Below are 15,463 nucleotides of genomic sequence, written 5' to 3'. Positions count from 1 at the left end.
CCATGGCTTGCGTGTTAGGGTAATAAACAGAATCATGAAAAAACATAATTTAGGGTCGTCCGACATCGAGGTGCCATCTTTTGCTTTTGGCGGAAATGTTTTCGGCTGGACGATCGACGAAAATACTTCCTTCCGGTTATTAGACGGACTGATGGATGCCGGATTAAATTTTATCGACACGGCAGATGTTTACTCTAAATGGGTACCGGGAAACAAGGGCGGCGAATCTGAAACCATTATCGGCAACTGGCTGAAAAAAACCGGCGGCCGGGACAAAGTGATCATCGCCACAAAAGTTGGGATGGAAATGGCCCACGATAAAACAGGATTGTCAAAAACCTGGATCAAACAAGCGGTCGAAGATTCTTTGCAGCGTTTGCAAACGGATTATATCGATCTGTACCAATCACACAAAGATGATGCAGACACGCCGATGGAAGAAACCCTGTCGGCTTATCAGGAGTTGGTTAATGAAGGCAAAGTGCGTATCATCGGCACTTCCAACATGAGCGCACAACGCATTGCCGTGGCTTTAAAAACCAGTAAAGAGCATGGCTTTCCGGCATATCAAACCCTGCAGCCCGAGTATAATTTGTACAACCGGGAAGGTTACGAAAAAGAACTGGAGCCGTTTTGCCACGAAAATAACCTGGGCGTGATCAGTTATTCTTCTTTAGCGAGCGGGTTTTTGACCGGCAAATATCGTTCGGAGGCAGATCTGTCAAAAAGCCAGCGCGGCAAAGGCATAAACAAATATTTGGACGATCGGGGTTTTAAAATTTTAAAAGCTTTGGATGAAGTTTCAAACCAGTTAAACACTACACCAGCTTCGGTTTCCCTGGCTTGGCTGATGAATCGGCCGGGCCTCACCGCGCCCATCGCCAGTGCAACCAGTTTAGAACAGTTGCAAGATATCATTAAGGCAACAGAACTGGATTTGGATTCAGATTCGATCCATTTGCTAAACGAAGCCAGTGCCTGGGAATAAGCAAAATTTAGTGTTCAAAAAAGCTGCCTCTAAACCGGGGCAGCTTTTTTTTGTGCTGTCCGGGTTGATTGATAAAATCCTGATTATCAAAAAAATAATAAGTTTTTTAATTTTTGAAGATGATATTTCCCGAGGACAATACTTCTTTTAGCCACTAAATTTTGTACTCCGGTAAATCTGCGAAATAACAAAGCCGCGGTAAAACGTTTTTTCGGACAACAGCCTGTAATTTTCTGCCCTAAAAAAAGCATCCATGCAAATCAGTTTCCGGGTTTCTACACTGCAAAGCCAGCCAAAAAACCAGTACATGGTTTGCAAAATGATTTTTTGCCATATACCTGCAAAGTTTTCCTCCACCTGAAAATCGCAAAGCAGCCACAAACCATTTGGTTTTAAGCTGAGGTGCAGCTGCCGGAAAACTGATCGGACACGCGTTTCAGCAAAATTGTCGAACAAAAAAGGCGTTAAAATCACGTCAAACGATTGTTCGATTTGATAATCCCCAATCCCGGCATGTACAAACTTAACTTCGTTTCCGCCGCAATTTCTTTGTTTGGACAAGTGCAGCATTTTTGCTGAAATCTCTACATAAACAAGCTGCAAACCGGACGGACAAACGGCGGCAATTTCCTCCAAAATCCAGCCTGTGCCGCCGCCCACAATCAATATTTTTTTTCCTGCGGAGATATGTTTCACCAAAAAACGCTGCGCATTGATCAGTGCTTTCCCAAAAACCAGTTGTGCCAGCCCATCATAAAACCAGGCCGCAGCATCGTAATTATTTGGCATATTTGCGGTTTATGGGCATGGACTGTTTGATTAAATAGAATGCTTCTTTTACCTACTAAAAATCATCAAAACCAACCGTTTGTTTAAACTTATGCCGATAAATTTTAAAAACGATACGCCCTGGCTGCTGGTTTTATTTTTGGCGATTAGCGTTCAGTTGTCGGGCATAAACGTAGCGTTTTTTACAGACGATCCGGGTTTATATGCCGCAATTTCCAAAAATATGGTGCTGCGCGGCAATTACTGGGAGCTGGTTTCTTATGGAAAAAACTGGCTTGACAAACCGCATTTCCCCTTTTGGATGGTTGCTTTAAGTTTCAAAATTTTCGGTTTTGCCAGCTGGACTTACAAATTGCCGGCCTTGCTTTTTTTCTTGTTGTCGGTATTTTACACGTATTTGTTCGCAAAAAAAAATTACGGGAAAAAAACGGCCATTGCTGCGGCTTTGATTTTGGCCACGGCGCAGCACATTTTCATGTCAAACACAGATGTCCGGGCCGAACCTTATTTAATGGCTTTGATCATCGGCAGCGTTTATCATTTTTATCAGCTTGAAAAACGTTTGGGTCGGAAGGATTTGCTGCTTGGTGCTTTGTTTGCCGCTTGCGCCGTGATGACGAAAGGCGTTTTTGCGCTGATCCCGATTGGTGCGGCCGTGCTGGGCAATTTGCTTTTAAAAAGGCGTTATCAGGAAATTTTTCGCTGGAAATGGCTGTTGGCCATCGTTTTAACCGCCGTTTTTATCCTGCCCGAAATCTATGGTTTATATATTCAGTTTGATGCGCAGCCCGAAAAATCAGTTATCGGAAGCAGGCATATTTCCGGCATCCGCTGGTTTTTGTGGGATAGCCAGTTTGGCCGTTTCATCAATTCCGGACCGATCACCCGGCCTCAGGGAAGCAAGTTTTTTTACGTCCACACGCTTATCTGGGCCTTTGCGCCCTGGTTTTTCATGCTGCTTTATGCTGTTTTTATCACCTTAAAAAAAGCATGGCAAAAACAGCATTGGTCCGAATATTACAGCATTTGCGCTGCGCTGGGCATGTGGCTTATTTTCTCGTTTTCGGGTTTCCAGCTGCCATTTTACACCAACATTATTTTTCCGTTTTTTGCCATCATTACGGCGGCAGTTTGGGTTGAGGTTGTTTCCAAAAAACTGATTTTATACTTCAAAATCCTGCAATATCTGCAAATCGGGATTTTGGTTTGTGCAATTTTCGCTTTCAATTATTTCCTCCGTTCCGGCCAAACTGTTTTATTTTGGGCCGAAATAATTGCTTTTTTACTGCTGGTTTTCTATTTGTACAAAAAAACATTTGGCTTTTCACTGGTGTTTTTGCTTTCCTGCTGCACGCTGATTTTCGTCAACTTTTATCTCAACAGCATTTTTTATCCTTTGTTAACTTCTTACAAATCAGATATATCCGCGGCAAAATATCTTAACCAAAACCTGCCGCAACAACGTGTTTTTGTGTTGGATAGTTTAAATAATCCTTTTCAGTTTTACACTAATCAGCCTGTAAAACTTTTGTCCAAAACTGATCTAAAGCAGCAACCGCTCCCTGCAAAAATTATTTATATTGATGCAAGCAGCCTGGAAAACTTGCGGCAAAAACACCATTTCAAAATTTTAAAATCTTTTGAAAATTATCCCGAAGAAAAAATACTGAAAAATTTTATCTGGTTTAAAAAACGGCCGGAAACGCTGGATAAACGTTACCTGATTTTATTTTGAACAATGCTGTTTTTACCGGTATAATTTCAGTTTCTCCAACGGATCAGCAAACTATTGGTTACTACCGAAACCGAACTCAAAGCCATTGCCGCACCGGCAAACATCGGGTTTAAATGAATGCCCCAAAACGGGATCAGCACGCCGGCCGCCACCGGAACCATCACCAGATTGTAGATAAATGCCCAAAAAAGGTTTTGGCGGATGGTGCGGATGGTTTGTTTTGACAGGCTGAAAATTTCCGGCAGCAACGCAAAATTAGACGAAACCAGCGTGACCCGTGCCGTTTCCATCGCAATATCAGAACCCAAACCCATCGCCACCGAAACATCTGCTGTGGCCAGTGCTTCGGCATCGTTAACGCCGTCGCCAGCCATCGCCACAACTTTGCCTTGATGTTGTAATTCTTTGATTTTCTGTGCTTTACCAGAAGGGGACAAACCCGAAACTACATTTTTTATACCAGCTTTTTCAGCTATGTAACCGGCGGTTGCGGCCGCATCTCCGGTCAGCATCCAAACTTCTTTTCCTGCTTTTTTAAGCTGCGAAACGGTATCAGCGGCATCAGCACGTATTTCATCGGCAACCGTTAAAGTGGCCAGTAATTCCCGGTTTCGGGCAAAATAAATTAAGGTTTCTGCGGAGTTTTGATCGGCAGGTTTTCCGTTTGCTGCGGAACTCAAACCGGCCATGGCTACCACCCAATCTGGTTTGCCAATCCAGTATTTTTGGTTTTTGAAGGAGACAGAAATCCCGGAACCGGTACTGCTTTCAAAACCTGAAACCGTTTGTGCCGATGCTTCTTTTAGCACTAAAAAATTGGTGACGGCACCGGCCAGCGGATGTTCGGATTGTTGTTCGGCGGCCAGTAATATCCCCGAAAAAGTATTTATATTATTGTCTGTCAGATCATTACACCAGTTTAAATCCGTTAATTTTGGTTTTCCTTCGGTGATGGTCCCGGTTTTGTCCAGCACTATCACATCAACCAGATCGGCCCGTTCCAGCGTTTCGGCATCACGGATCAAAATCCCTTTTTCGGCACCTTTGCCCACACCAACTATAATAGCTGTTGGCGTGGCCAGGCCCAACGCACATGGGCAAGCCACCACAAGTACCGTAATGAAGCTCAACAAACCCTGAAAAAACGACTGATGTCCGCCAAAAACCCACCAGGCAGCAGCACTTAACAATGCAATCAAAATTATTACGGGCACAAAAACCGCCGAAATTTTGTCGGCCAGTTTTTGCATTTTAGCTTTCGAGCCTTGCGCATTTTGTACCGCTTTGATCATTTTGGCCAGCAAAGTTTCGTTGCCGGTTTTTAAAGTTCTCAGCACAAAACTGCCTTTCTGGTTAATAGTCCCGGCAAAAACCTCGTCGCCGGTTTTGCGCGGAACGGCCATTGGTTCCCCCGTCATCAAAGATTCATCGATAAAAGAAGCACCGCCTACAATTTCGCCGTCCACCGGGATCCTGGCCCCGGGCTTGATCCGAAGTAAATCGCCCACCGAAACCAGATTGACGGCCGTTTCGATTTCTGTATTGTTTTTGATCAGCCAAACCGTTTTTTCCTGCAAACCCATCAGCTTTTTGATCGAAGCAGAAGTGCCGGATTTGGCCCGTTCTTCCAGCAATTTTCCGATCAAAATAAACATGATGACCACGGCCGCCGCTTCAAAATAAACATGCGGAACAATACCGTTTTTCAGCCAAAACCCGGGCAAAACCGTATTAAAAAAGCTGAACAAATAAGCCACACCGGTGCTGATGGCCACCAGTGAATCCATGTTGGCGCGACCATGAATGGCTTGTTTCCAGGCATTTACAAAAAACCTTCGGCCAAAAACAAACAAAATTATAGTGGTTAAAAACAGCATAATCCAGTTGGCCGGTTTCCAATCCATCCAGATCATAGCAATTGCCACTACCGGAATGCTTAGCAAAACGGCTCCTAAAGTTTGTTTTTTAAGCAGAGATAAAGCTTTTTGCTGCTGCTGTTCCTGCTGATCGAAGGCGTTGTCTTCATCAACCAGCAAACCAAAACCCACATTTTCTATCGCCTGCCGGATTTGGTTTTGATCAGTTTGCGTTGGGTTGAAATAAATATCCAGTGCCTGCGTGGCAAAATTAACACTGGCCTGCTGCACGCCCGGCACCGTTGTGGCAATACTTTCCACGCTCATGGCGCAGGAAGCACAGCTCATGCCGGTTACAGGATATATTTTATGAATGATGTTTTCCAAAATGCTTCTTTTATCGGGCAAAATTAAGCATTGGTTTTGGCGGAAGTTTACAGGATTTCGGGTTGTTTTTATGAGATTCCGGGCTGAGAAAATATGTTGAATAAGATTACCTCCGATTCTTCCTAATTTCTCCTATCTTCAAACCCGAAATTCCGCTGTCCGCATATGGCATTAAATTACGTTTGGGTTGCTTTTTTTATCATTGCTTTTTTTATCGCGCTGTGCAAGCTCATTTTTTTGGGCGATACCGAAGTTTTTAAACTGCTGGTGGATGGCATTTTTGATTCCACCAAATCCTCGGTGATGGATATTGCACTGCCGCTGATCGGCAACATGGCTTTCTGGCTGGGCATCATGAACATTGGCGAAAAGGCCGGTGCAATCAACTTTTTATCGCGGATCGTAGCCCCGTTTTTTCATCGGCTGTTCCCGGAAATCCCCAAAAACCATCCCGCAAACGGCGCAATGATGATGAATTTTTCGGCCAATTTATTAGGTTTGGACAACGCCGCCACGCCACTTGGTTTAAAAGCGATGGAAAGTCTGCATGAACTTAATCCCGAAAAAGATACCGCCAGCAATGCAGAAATCATGTTTTTGGTGCTGCACGCTTCCGGCTTAACCATTTTGCCGATTTCCATTATTGCGCAGCGGGCAATTATGGGCGCACATGACCCGACGGACATTTTCATCCCTTGTATTATCGCTACTTATGTGGCCGCGCTGACCGGTTTGCTGGTGGTTGCTTTCAAACAAAAACTAAAACTTTGGAATGTTGTGGTAATTGGCTGGCTGGGCGGGATAACGCTGGTTTTAAGTGCTTTAGTTTTTTATTTTAAGTTTTTTTTGGATAAACATCAGATTAGCGAAGTGTCCAAAGTGGCCAGTAATTTGATTTTGCTGGCCATCCCGGTACTGTTTATCTTGGGTGCGCTGCGTAAAAAAGTAAACGTTTTCGAGGTTTTTATTGAAGGTGCCAAAGGCGGACTGGAAACTTCCTTCCGCATTATCCCTTATCTGGTGGCCATGCTGGCGGCCATCAGTGTTTTCCGGGCTTCGGGCGCGCTTGATTATCTGGTGGATGTTTTCAAATTCGGCTTTAAGGGGTTGCATATCGATACGCGGTTTACCGAAGTGTTGCCCATCGGGTTTATGCGCCCGTTAAGCGGTGCCGGTTCTCGGGCGATGATGCTGGACAACATGAAACATTTTGGCACAGATAGTTTTATCGGCCATTTATCCAGCGTTTTGTATGGTTCTGCGGATACCACTTTTTACATTGTGGCCTTGTATTTTGGTTCTGTTGGCATTAAAAAAACACGTTACGCCATTCCGGCCGGTTTGATTTCGGATTTTGCCGGCGTAGTGGCGGCCATCCTGCTTTCGTATTTGTTTTTTGGCTGAGATGCTGTTTTTATGTGGATAAAAGCCGGGTAACTATTCCGTTTTTCTGCCGTAAAAATTCGGGTTAACCTTTTAGCAGGTTTGTACCTCAGCGGGGAAAATGAAAAGATCAGGCATACTTCTTTTACTGTGTATTTTTTTACTTCAACATAAAAGCAATGCGCAGGATCACATGTATTCGCAGTTTTTCAATTCGCCGCTGTACCTTAACCCTGCTTTAAACGGACAATTTCCGGCGGATTTACGCATGAACCTGATTTACAGGAACCAATGGGCATCACTTCCCGGAACACTAAATTATCTTACGGCTTCGGTTGATTACAATGTGCCCCGTTTTGGCGGTGGTTTAGGGCTGATGGTTACGCGCTCTTCCGAAGGTTCTGCTTATCTCACCAAAACCAATTTTTCAGGTTTGTATTCTTACAGCGTCGGCTCGGATGAATATGTGCTATCGTTTGGTTTGCAGGGCGGCATGACCAACCGCAAAATCGACTGGAGCAAGCTTATTTTTGATGATCAGATCGATCAGACGATTGGGATCATCCCCGGCCAAACTTCCTCCGCAGAACTTCCTGCTTTTAACAACAAATATTATTTTGATTCGGGCGCGGGCGTTTCCCTCACCCTAAACCGGCTGCTGGTTGGCGGCGCGCTGCAACACATCAACAAGCCAAATGAAACGCTTACCGGCTCTAAAGCAACTTTGCCCATGCGATCGGTTTTTCATATCAGTTACCGCCTGCCGCTGGATAGTTATGGCGGCGGGGATGATGAAGACGGTTCGTATATCATCCCTTCAATTGTGGCTTATAATCAGGCAAAAGTAACAGCCATTAATGCAGGCTTACAATATAAAAACCGCGGTGTAAATGCCGGTTTATGGTATCGGTCCAGCGGAAATACCGGCCAGGAAGCGTTTGTGCTGACGTTTATTTTTGATCTGTTCATCAACCGCGATGGCGGCGAAAAGCTGCGTTTGGGAGTTGGCCATGATGCCAATTTTTCTAAAGTTAACTACACCAACTCTACCGGCAGCACCGAAGGCAGTCTGGGCTACGAAACTACATTGCCCAAGCGCGATAACGAAGCCAAAAAATTTCCGGGTGCGCGCCGTTGTTTTGATTTTTACTGAGTTTCGCCTCACCCAAACCCTCTCCAAAAGAAAAGGAGTAACTGCGCTGATATAGTATTGACTTAAATGCTTCTTTTATCAGTGTTTTTTTAGGATGATGGATATTCAATTCCAGAACAAAAAACACCCGGTAAAAACAGTATCACTTTAATCCCCAACCAATTCCTTCATACTAAATTAACCTGCATCTAACCACAGCTTAACGTAAGTGTAACACGGAGTTAATGTTGTACAGCAACCTTTGTGTCCAAAATCAAGACACAATGAAGAACTTGTACCTGTTTGTATTTTCCTGTTTTATCCTTTTATCCGCAGGAAAACTGCAAGCCCAGATTACCAGCGCACAAATCAGCGGCAAGGTAAGCGACGCAAAAGGCGTAACGCTTCCCGGCGTATCGGTAATTGCCGTAAACACCAGCACCGGTACACGTTATGGCACGCAAACCAATGTAGATGGCCGCTATACGCTGCCTAACCTAAACGCCGGCGGCCCTTATACCATCACCCTGACTTACATCGGTTTTAAAAAAACAGAGCGGGACAATGTTACGCTGAGTTTGGGCAATTCTACCTATAATTTTGTAATGGAGGATGAATTTACCACGCTAAAAGAAGTAACCGTGCGCGCGGTAGCAGGTGCGCCAAAAACCGGTGCCGGCACACGCATCGGCCAAAACCAAATCCGTACGCTGCCAACCGTTTCGCGCAGCTTGCAGGATTTAACGCGCACCACGCCGCAAAGCAGCAACAACTCTTTTCAGGGCACCAATTTTCGGTACAACAACGTAACCATCGATGGTGCGATCAATAACGATGCAATTGGTTTCAGTCCTTCTACCGGCGGGCAAACCAATCAATCCGGACAGGTTGGAAGTTCTACCCGCACCAATCCGGTTTCTATAGATGCGATCCAGGACATACAGGTTTACGTGGCGCCTTATGATATAAAAATAGGCAATGTTTTGGGCGGAAGTATCAACGCCGTAACCCGCAGCGGAACGAATAAAGTAACCGGCTCGGTTTACGGTTTCGGGCGGAATGCTTCTTTAATCGGTAAAAATAATATCCCGGCCAATGTAGGCGGCGACGGCGCAAAAGAACCATCGGATTTCCATGAATATCAAACCGGTTTTCGTGTCGGTTTCCCGATCATCAAAAACAAGCTGTTTTTCTTTACCAATGAGGAAATTACGCGCCGCCAGGACCCGGTTATTTTTGGTGCCGGAAGCAACGGTTCGTCCAATATTTTGTCTTTGCAGGATGCGCAGAACTTAACGGCCGCTTTTCAGAAATATACCGGCAACATCAGTCCCGGAACGTACGACAACACTTCCATCTACTCCCGTTCCAATAAGTTTTTTAACCGTTTGGATTGGAACATCAACGACAACAATCAGTTAACCATCCGCAACAATTATATTACTTCGGTAGCAACCAATTTAGAGCGCGATAATTTTAATTTTCGTTTTGGCGGGATTGATTACACCTCGCACAACAACTCTTCTTCTACTGTTGGCGAGTTGAAATCCAAGTTTTCCAACAATGTAAACAATAGTTTGGTGGTCGGTTATTCTAATGTGCACGATTACCGCGACCCGAACACCAACCCTGCTTTGCCCCAAATTGAGATCACCGGAAATTCGCCCGGTTCTACCATTTTTATGGGGACAGACCGGGAAGCTGCTATTTTTGACATGCACCAGAAAACAACCGAATTTACCGATAATTTAACACTAACTTCCGGCAGGAACACTTTTACCGTTGGTACGCACAACGAGTTTTACAATATCACTTACAACTTTGTGAACGCCTGGAACGGCCGCGACAGTTACAGCAGCATCGCGAATTTTTTAAATAATCAGCCAAGCCGCGTCCGTAATAATTATAACTACACTGATAACACCCGCGATTATATTTTAAGCAATCCTTCAGCTCAGTTTAAAGTTAATCTGATGAGTTTATACGGCCAGGATGAAATTACGCTGGGTGATAACTTCCGCTTAACGGCCGGTGTTCGTTTGGATTATGCCAACGTTCCTGACAAACAACCGATCAGCAGCAAAACCACCAATGCGCCGGTTGATGCTTATTATGGTTCAACTTATACTTACACCAAGCCGAGAGACATCAGAAACAGCTACCTGAACAATGTAGAAGTAAACCCGCGGGTGTCTTTTAATTACGATATCAACGGCGATCAAAGCGTGGTTTTGCGCGGCGGCAGCGGTACGTTTACCGGCCGTATCCCGTTCGCCTGGTTTGGTTATGCTTTTTACAATAACGGTGTTACTTACGGTGCTTTTGACCGGAACAATATCGGCACAACTAACTCTATCACTCCGGGATCAAACCCTGTTCAGGCTCCGTCAAATGGCGGTTTGGGTTTTGTAAACCAGCAATCCGGTGTAAATACTTCTGCTTCCGGCCCAACGCAAGTAGATTTGATCGACAATAATTTTAAAATGCCGCAGGTTTGGAGAAGCAGCCTGGCTTTAGACGTAAAAACACAGGATCAATGGAAATTTACGCTGGAAGGAATTTACACCAAAGTAATTTATGACCTGCAGTTTAAGCAGGTAAATATTGTTGATAACGTGGCTTATTATCCGTACGATACGCAAAAACAACAGCCAATTTTCAGCAACCGGCCAATCAATGCTTCTTATACCAACGCTTACGAATTATCAAATACTAAACAGGGTTATCGTTACAGTTTAACCGGCCAGATCGAAAAAGCATTGCCTTTCGGGTTAACTGTAAATGCTGCTTATACTTACGGAAAATCCAAAGATGTGACCAACGGGATCCGCAACTCCATGGAATCCAACTGGCAGTTAAACCAGGCATTAAACCCCAACAATCCGCAGGCCGCTTATTCTAATTTTGATATCCGGCACCGCATTGTTTCTACGGTCAATTATCATTTTGTTTCGCCGTCTAAAACTTTTGCTTCCAACTTCGCCATTTTCTTCAGTGCGGCTTCCGGCACACCATACACTTTTGGTTTCTATAACACGGCAATTAACGGGACCGGTCAGCAAGTTAACCTGGCTTACATCCCAACTTCTGCGGAGATGATCAAATTTTTCAGCACTACGCCAACAGCACCAACTGCGGCACAACAAACGCAGGCCACAGCTTTTGATAATTACATCAGCGGAAATGAATATCTGAATTCCCGCCGAGGAAACTTTACCGAGCGTAACGCCGCCCGCACACCATGGAACACGCAGGCAGATTTCCGTTTTGCACAGGATTTTAATTTCGGCCCGGAAAAACACCGCCAAACAATCACGCTGACTTACGACATCATTAACCTGACGGCATTATTGAACAAAAAATGGGGACATTATTATTTCTCCCCAAACACGTTCAACTCCACTTCCAGCATTGGTTTAAGCAAGGCAACCACACCAAATTTTGCAACGGCAGCCACCACTTTTCCAACTTATACTTTTAAAGATCCGGGCTTGCCTTACGCGGTCGATCCTTTTGCTTCCAGATGGCAAATGCAGTTTGGTTTGCGTTACAGTTTTTGATGCTGTTTTTACCCTATAAATTTTGGTGCTTCTTTTAGCATATAAAAAACCGGCAGGTTCAGTTCTGCCGGTTTTTTTGTTTCAGGTTGAAGGGATGCTTTTTTTATCGGATAAAAATCAGTAATGACCGCGGATGGCACCCTGAATTTCCTCATCATAAAGCCTCCTTAGTTTTTTGTGCGTTGCTGCGGATAAAGGCTGCAAACCCGAAGCTGCTACATTACTTTTTACCTGCGAAACTTTTGATGCGCCCGGGATAACGGTTGTTACCTGCGGATGATCCAAAACCCAGCGGATTGCCCATTGCGCCATCCGGTCATCCGGCAGCAGGTTTTGTATTTCTTTGGAAAACCGGATTCCCTGCTTAAACTCAATCCCCGAAAACGTTTCGCCTGCATTAAAAGCTTCGCCGTCCGCATTAAAATTACGGTGGTCTTTTTCGCCGAAAGCGGTATTTTCATCAAACTTGCCTGTAAGCAAACCGCTGGCCAGCGGCACACGTACAATCAGCGCGACCCCTTTTGCAGCGGCTTTTTCAAAAATTTCATCTGCAACGTGCTGGCGGAAAAGGTTAAAAATGATTTGTAACGAAGCCAAACCCTCCTGACCCAAACAAATCAACGCTTCTTCGGAAGTTTCCACACTTGCGCCCCAGTTTGATAGCAAACCTTCATCTTTTAGATGGCGTAAATTGTTAAACACTTTGCCGTTTTTCATTTCTTCCGTTGGGATGCAATGCAACTGCTCTAAAAACAAACGCGATTGGCCCAGATGATACAGCGAATCTTCCACCTGTTTCCGCATCAGATCATAGGTAAAATTTTGCGGCCAGCCATTTGGCGCATCAGACCGGCGGCCTAATTTTGTGGCCACAAACAACGGCTTGGTCTGCAGTTTTAAAAACCTGCCAATAATCTTTTCGCTGATGCCCATGCCGTAAACATCGGCCGTATCAATAAAATTTCCACCGGCATCAACGTAAGTTTGCAAAATTTGCAGGGCTACATCTTCATCCACATTTCCCCAATCGGCACCGCCCAACTGCCATGTCCCGAGGCCAACTTCGGCAATTTCCTTATTTTTAAAATTTCTGTAGTTCATATTATTCAGCTTGATTTTCAGGTGATAAAAGAAGCAGTTTCACCCCAACCCTCTTCAAAAGAGAGGGAGCAGGCAATGCTTCTTTTATAAGGTATTTTTTGGGTTGATCAATCTGTTTTCTGGTAAAGCAAAAAATGCTGTATCGGCAAAAACTCTTTCCGGTCAATCAGTTTGAATCCGTTTGCGGCCATTTCCTTGTTCACCTGCGCAACAGTCATTTTATGCAGTTCTTTGATGGCAATTGCCGGATCTTCGGCCCGGTATTCCAGCAAAAGCAATTTTCCGTCTGGCTTCAAAGCTTTCCGCAGCGATTGTAAAACCTCGTGCGGGTATAAAAGCTCGTGGTAAACATCCACCATAAAAGCCAGGTCAACCGTATTTTCGGGCAAATCGGGCGACGTTTCCGTACCTTTTATCACCTGCACATTCTGCGCGTTCAGTTCTTTTTTCTTTTGGTTGAGGTAAGTGATAAATTCGTGCTGCACATCTACCGCAAAAACCTTCCCCTGCGGTACTTTTGCGGCAATCCGGAAAGTATAATAACCGGTTCCGGCACCAATATCGGCCACTACCGAATTACTTTTTAAAGGCATTTTATTGATTGCCAGTTCCGTATTTTCTTCCTGATTACGGTTGTTGCGCTCCAGCCAGTCTGCACCGGCCGCACCCATTACAGTCGCTATTTCGCGGCCAAAATACACTTTGCCCGTACCATCTGCATCAGCTGTTTTTTGTGTGTAACCCTGGTTTTGCGCTGCAGGTTTTGGTTGGGCGCAGGCCGTTAAAACCATCAGCAACGGAAACAGGAATGCTTCTTTTATCAGTGTTTTTTTCAACATAAAGCTTCAACACAAAGCATAAAAATTTGTGATGCCGTTTTGCGAAATAAATTTTAACGTTGGGTTAATTTCAAAATATTTTAAAAATCAAGGTTTTAATCTTTAAAAATTATATGATTTTCAATAAAAGTTAAGATAGAATCTAAATTTCTCATTAAAACCGTTTTTATTTTTCAAAAATTAAAATAAATGTTTGAATTATTATAGATTGCGGCACAAAAATCTACTAAAATTTATAATGAAAAAAACAGTACCGTTTATCCTGCTGCTGATTGTGATGATTATTGCCCTTATTGGCAGTTCTGTGCATTTAACCAATGTAAAAGATGCAAAAATTGATACCGGAGACACGGCTTGGATGTTGATATCTACCGCACTTGTTTTGGTGATGACACCCGGACTGGCCTTTTTTTACGGTGGCATGGTGCGCAAAAAAAATGTGATTTCTACTATGCTGCAAAGCTTGTCGTGTATGGGTTTAATTACCGTTATCTGGGTAGTTTTTGGTTTTAGCCTGGCTTTTGGTGAGGATTTTCATGGGATTGTTGGTAATCCCGCAACGTATTTTTTAATGAAGGGCACGCTTGGGAACAGCAGCTGGGGCCTGATGCCAACCATTCCGCTGATTTTGTTCGCTATGTTCCAGCTCAAGTTTGCGGTAATTACACCGGCATTAATCACCGGGGCTTTCGCAGAACGGATCCGGTTTAACTCTTACCTTATTTTTATCACGCTTTTTATCATCTTTATTTACGCACCGCTTGCACACGCCACCTGGCATCCGGACGGCATTATGTTTAAAGCAGGAGTGCTTGATTTTGCCGGCGGAACCGTTGTGCACATGTCGGCCGGCTGGGCAGCCTTGGCTTCTGCCATGTATTTAAAACAGCGCAACCAGCCCGATCATACACCAGCCAGGATCAGCTACGTAATTTTAGGGACCGGTTTGCTGTGGTTTGGCTGGTTTGGGTTTAATGCAGGTTCTGCCGGCGGCGCAAATGCTTTGGCTGCAACCGCTTTGGCAACCACAACAACCGCTTCTGCCGCGGCAGCCATGTCGTGGATATTTTTTGATATGTCGCGCGGGAAAAAACCGTCTGCCATGGGTGCCTGTATCGGTGCCGTTGTAGGTTTGGTGGCCATTACGCCTGCTGCGGGCTATGTTACCGTGGCACATTCTTTAGTGATCGGGATCGTGGCCGCCGTGGTAAGCAACCTGGTCGTGATCTGGCGTTCCAGAACAAATATTGATGATACACTGGATGTTTTCCCCTGTCATGGTGTTGGCGGTATGGTGGGCATGGTACTTACCGGCGTGTTTGCCAACAAAGCTGTCAACCCGGGCAACACCACCGGAAACGGCCTGTTTTATGGTGAAACACACCTTTTTATGGTTCACCTGCTGGCTTTGATCGGTGTTTCTGTTTTTGCTTTTTTTGGCTCGGTAATATTGCTGCGCGTTACCAATGCTATTACACCGTTACGGGTTTGTTTGGATGATGAACTGATTGGTTTGGATCAAAGCCAGCACGATGAAGAGCTTTAGGCCTGAATGCTTCTTTTACCGGATAAATTTGACAAAAAATGGATTTGGGGTTTTCGTTTTCTTAAGATTTAATCAAAATAACATAATTTCAAATTAAAAAATCGTTAAAAAAGGTAGCTAAATAATTTTTTAAACAAGGTTTTTTAA

General features: G+C 44.5%; 10 protein-coding genes. 6 read left to right on the top strand and 4 right to left on the bottom strand.

The annotated features are described in order from the left end of the window. The first annotated feature begins 34 nt into the window (after nucleotides 1-34). Nucleotides 35-988, top strand: coding sequence for an aldo/keto reductase (locus ACOFKR_RS06540; protein ID WP_419803218.1), 954 nt, complete (start codon nucleotides 35-37; stop codon nucleotides 986-988). A 147-nt stretch (nucleotides 989-1,135) separates the two neighbouring features. Here the strand turns inward: ACOFKR_RS06540 and ACOFKR_RS06535 are convergent, their stop codons facing one another. Then, the gene (locus ACOFKR_RS06535; protein WP_419803217.1) at nucleotides 1,136-1,777 is read right to left on the bottom strand and encodes a class I SAM-dependent methyltransferase; all 642 of its coding nucleotides are present in this window, start codon (nucleotides 1,775-1,777) and stop codon (nucleotides 1,136-1,138) included. Nucleotides 1,778-1,868: 91 nt separating this feature from the next. Between ACOFKR_RS06535 and ACOFKR_RS06530 the strand changes: the two genes are divergently transcribed. Continuing rightward, the gene (locus ACOFKR_RS06530) at nucleotides 1,869-3,512 is read left to right on the top strand and encodes an ArnT family glycosyltransferase (protein WP_419803216.1); all 1,644 of its coding nucleotides are present in this window, start codon (nucleotides 1,869-1,871) and stop codon (nucleotides 3,510-3,512) included. A gap of 26 nt (nucleotides 3,513-3,538) precedes the next feature. Here the strand turns inward: ACOFKR_RS06530 and ACOFKR_RS06525 are convergent, their stop codons facing one another. After that, on the bottom strand, nucleotides 3,539-5,776 hold the full coding sequence (locus tag ACOFKR_RS06525) for a heavy metal translocating P-type ATPase (RefSeq protein WP_419803215.1): 2,238 nt from the start codon (nucleotides 5,774-5,776) through the stop codon (nucleotides 3,539-3,541). Between the two features lie 144 nt (nucleotides 5,777-5,920). On the opposite strand from ACOFKR_RS06525, the gene ACOFKR_RS06520 reads away from it, so the two are divergent. From ACOFKR_RS06520 to ACOFKR_RS06510, 3 genes are all read left to right on the top strand, one after another. After that, nucleotides 5,921-7,159, top strand: coding sequence for a nucleoside recognition domain-containing protein (locus tag ACOFKR_RS06520; protein WP_419803214.1), 1,239 nt, complete (start codon nucleotides 5,921-5,923; stop codon nucleotides 7,157-7,159). Nucleotides 7,160-7,259: 100 nt separating this feature from the next. Then, the gene (locus tag ACOFKR_RS06515; protein ID WP_419803213.1) at nucleotides 7,260-8,291 is read left to right on the top strand and encodes a PorP/SprF family type IX secretion system membrane protein; all 1,032 of its coding nucleotides are present in this window, start codon (nucleotides 7,260-7,262) and stop codon (nucleotides 8,289-8,291) included. A 263-nt stretch (nucleotides 8,292-8,554) separates the two neighbouring features. Beyond that, nucleotides 8,555-11,830, top strand: coding sequence for a carboxypeptidase regulatory-like domain-containing protein (locus ACOFKR_RS06510; protein ID WP_419803212.1), 3,276 nt, complete (start codon nucleotides 8,555-8,557; stop codon nucleotides 11,828-11,830). 117 nt (nucleotides 11,831-11,947) lie between these two features. Here ACOFKR_RS06510 and ACOFKR_RS06505 read toward each other — a convergent pair whose 3' ends face one another. Together ACOFKR_RS06505 and ACOFKR_RS06500 are read right to left on the bottom strand one after the other, a co-directional pair. Further along, the gene (locus ACOFKR_RS06505) at nucleotides 11,948-12,931 is read right to left on the bottom strand and encodes an aldo/keto reductase (protein WP_419803211.1); all 984 of its coding nucleotides are present in this window, start codon (nucleotides 12,929-12,931) and stop codon (nucleotides 11,948-11,950) included. Between the two features lie 107 nt (nucleotides 12,932-13,038). Beyond that, nucleotides 13,039-13,770, bottom strand: coding sequence for a class I SAM-dependent methyltransferase (locus tag ACOFKR_RS06500; protein WP_419803210.1), 732 nt, complete (start codon nucleotides 13,768-13,770; stop codon nucleotides 13,039-13,041). A 238-nt stretch (nucleotides 13,771-14,008) separates the two neighbouring features. On the opposite strand from ACOFKR_RS06500, the gene ACOFKR_RS06495 reads away from it, so the two are divergent. Beyond that, complete coding sequence (locus ACOFKR_RS06495) at nucleotides 14,009-15,316, top strand: ammonium transporter (protein WP_419803209.1); 1,308 nt, start codon at nucleotides 14,009-14,011, stop codon at nucleotides 15,314-15,316. The last annotated feature ends 147 nt before the right edge of the window (nucleotides 15,317-15,463 follow it).

The organism is Mucilaginibacter sp. (assembly GCF_965201005.1).
In the GTDB taxonomy this organism is placed as follows: domain Bacteria; phylum Bacteroidota; class Bacteroidia; order Sphingobacteriales; family Sphingobacteriaceae; genus Mucilaginibacter_A.
This window is presented reverse-complemented; position numbering and strand designations above follow the sequence as displayed.

Bases quoted from the DNA above. Each gene is read 5' to 3' on its own strand.
- ACOFKR_RS06510 (WP_419803212.1), top strand. From the start codon at position 8,555: ATGAAGAACTTGTACCTGTTTGTATTTTCCTGTTTTATCCTTTTATCC.
- ACOFKR_RS06495 (WP_419803209.1), top strand. From the start codon at position 14,009: ATGAAAAAAACAGTACCGTTTATCCTGCTGCTGATTGTGATGATTATT.
- ACOFKR_RS06515 (WP_419803213.1), top strand. From the start codon at position 7,260: ATGAAAAGATCAGGCATACTTCTTTTACTGTGTATTTTTTTACTTCAA.
- ACOFKR_RS06520 (WP_419803214.1), top strand. From the start codon at position 5,921: ATGGCATTAAATTACGTTTGGGTTGCTTTTTTTATCATTGCTTTTTTT.
- ACOFKR_RS06540 (WP_419803218.1), top strand. From the start codon at position 35: ATGAAAAAACATAATTTAGGGTCGTCCGACATCGAGGTGCCATCTTTT.
- ACOFKR_RS06505 (WP_419803211.1), bottom strand. From the start codon at position 12,931: ATGAACTACAGAAATTTTAAAAATAAGGAAATTGCCGAAGTTGGCCTC.
- ACOFKR_RS06500 (WP_419803210.1), bottom strand. From the start codon at position 13,770: ATGTTGAAAAAAACACTGATAAAAGAAGCATTCCTGTTTCCGTTGCTG.
- ACOFKR_RS06535 (WP_419803217.1), bottom strand. From the start codon at position 1,777: ATGCCAAATAATTACGATGCTGCGGCCTGGTTTTATGATGGGCTGGCA.
- ACOFKR_RS06530 (WP_419803216.1), top strand. From the start codon at position 1,869: ATGCCGATAAATTTTAAAAACGATACGCCCTGGCTGCTGGTTTTATTT.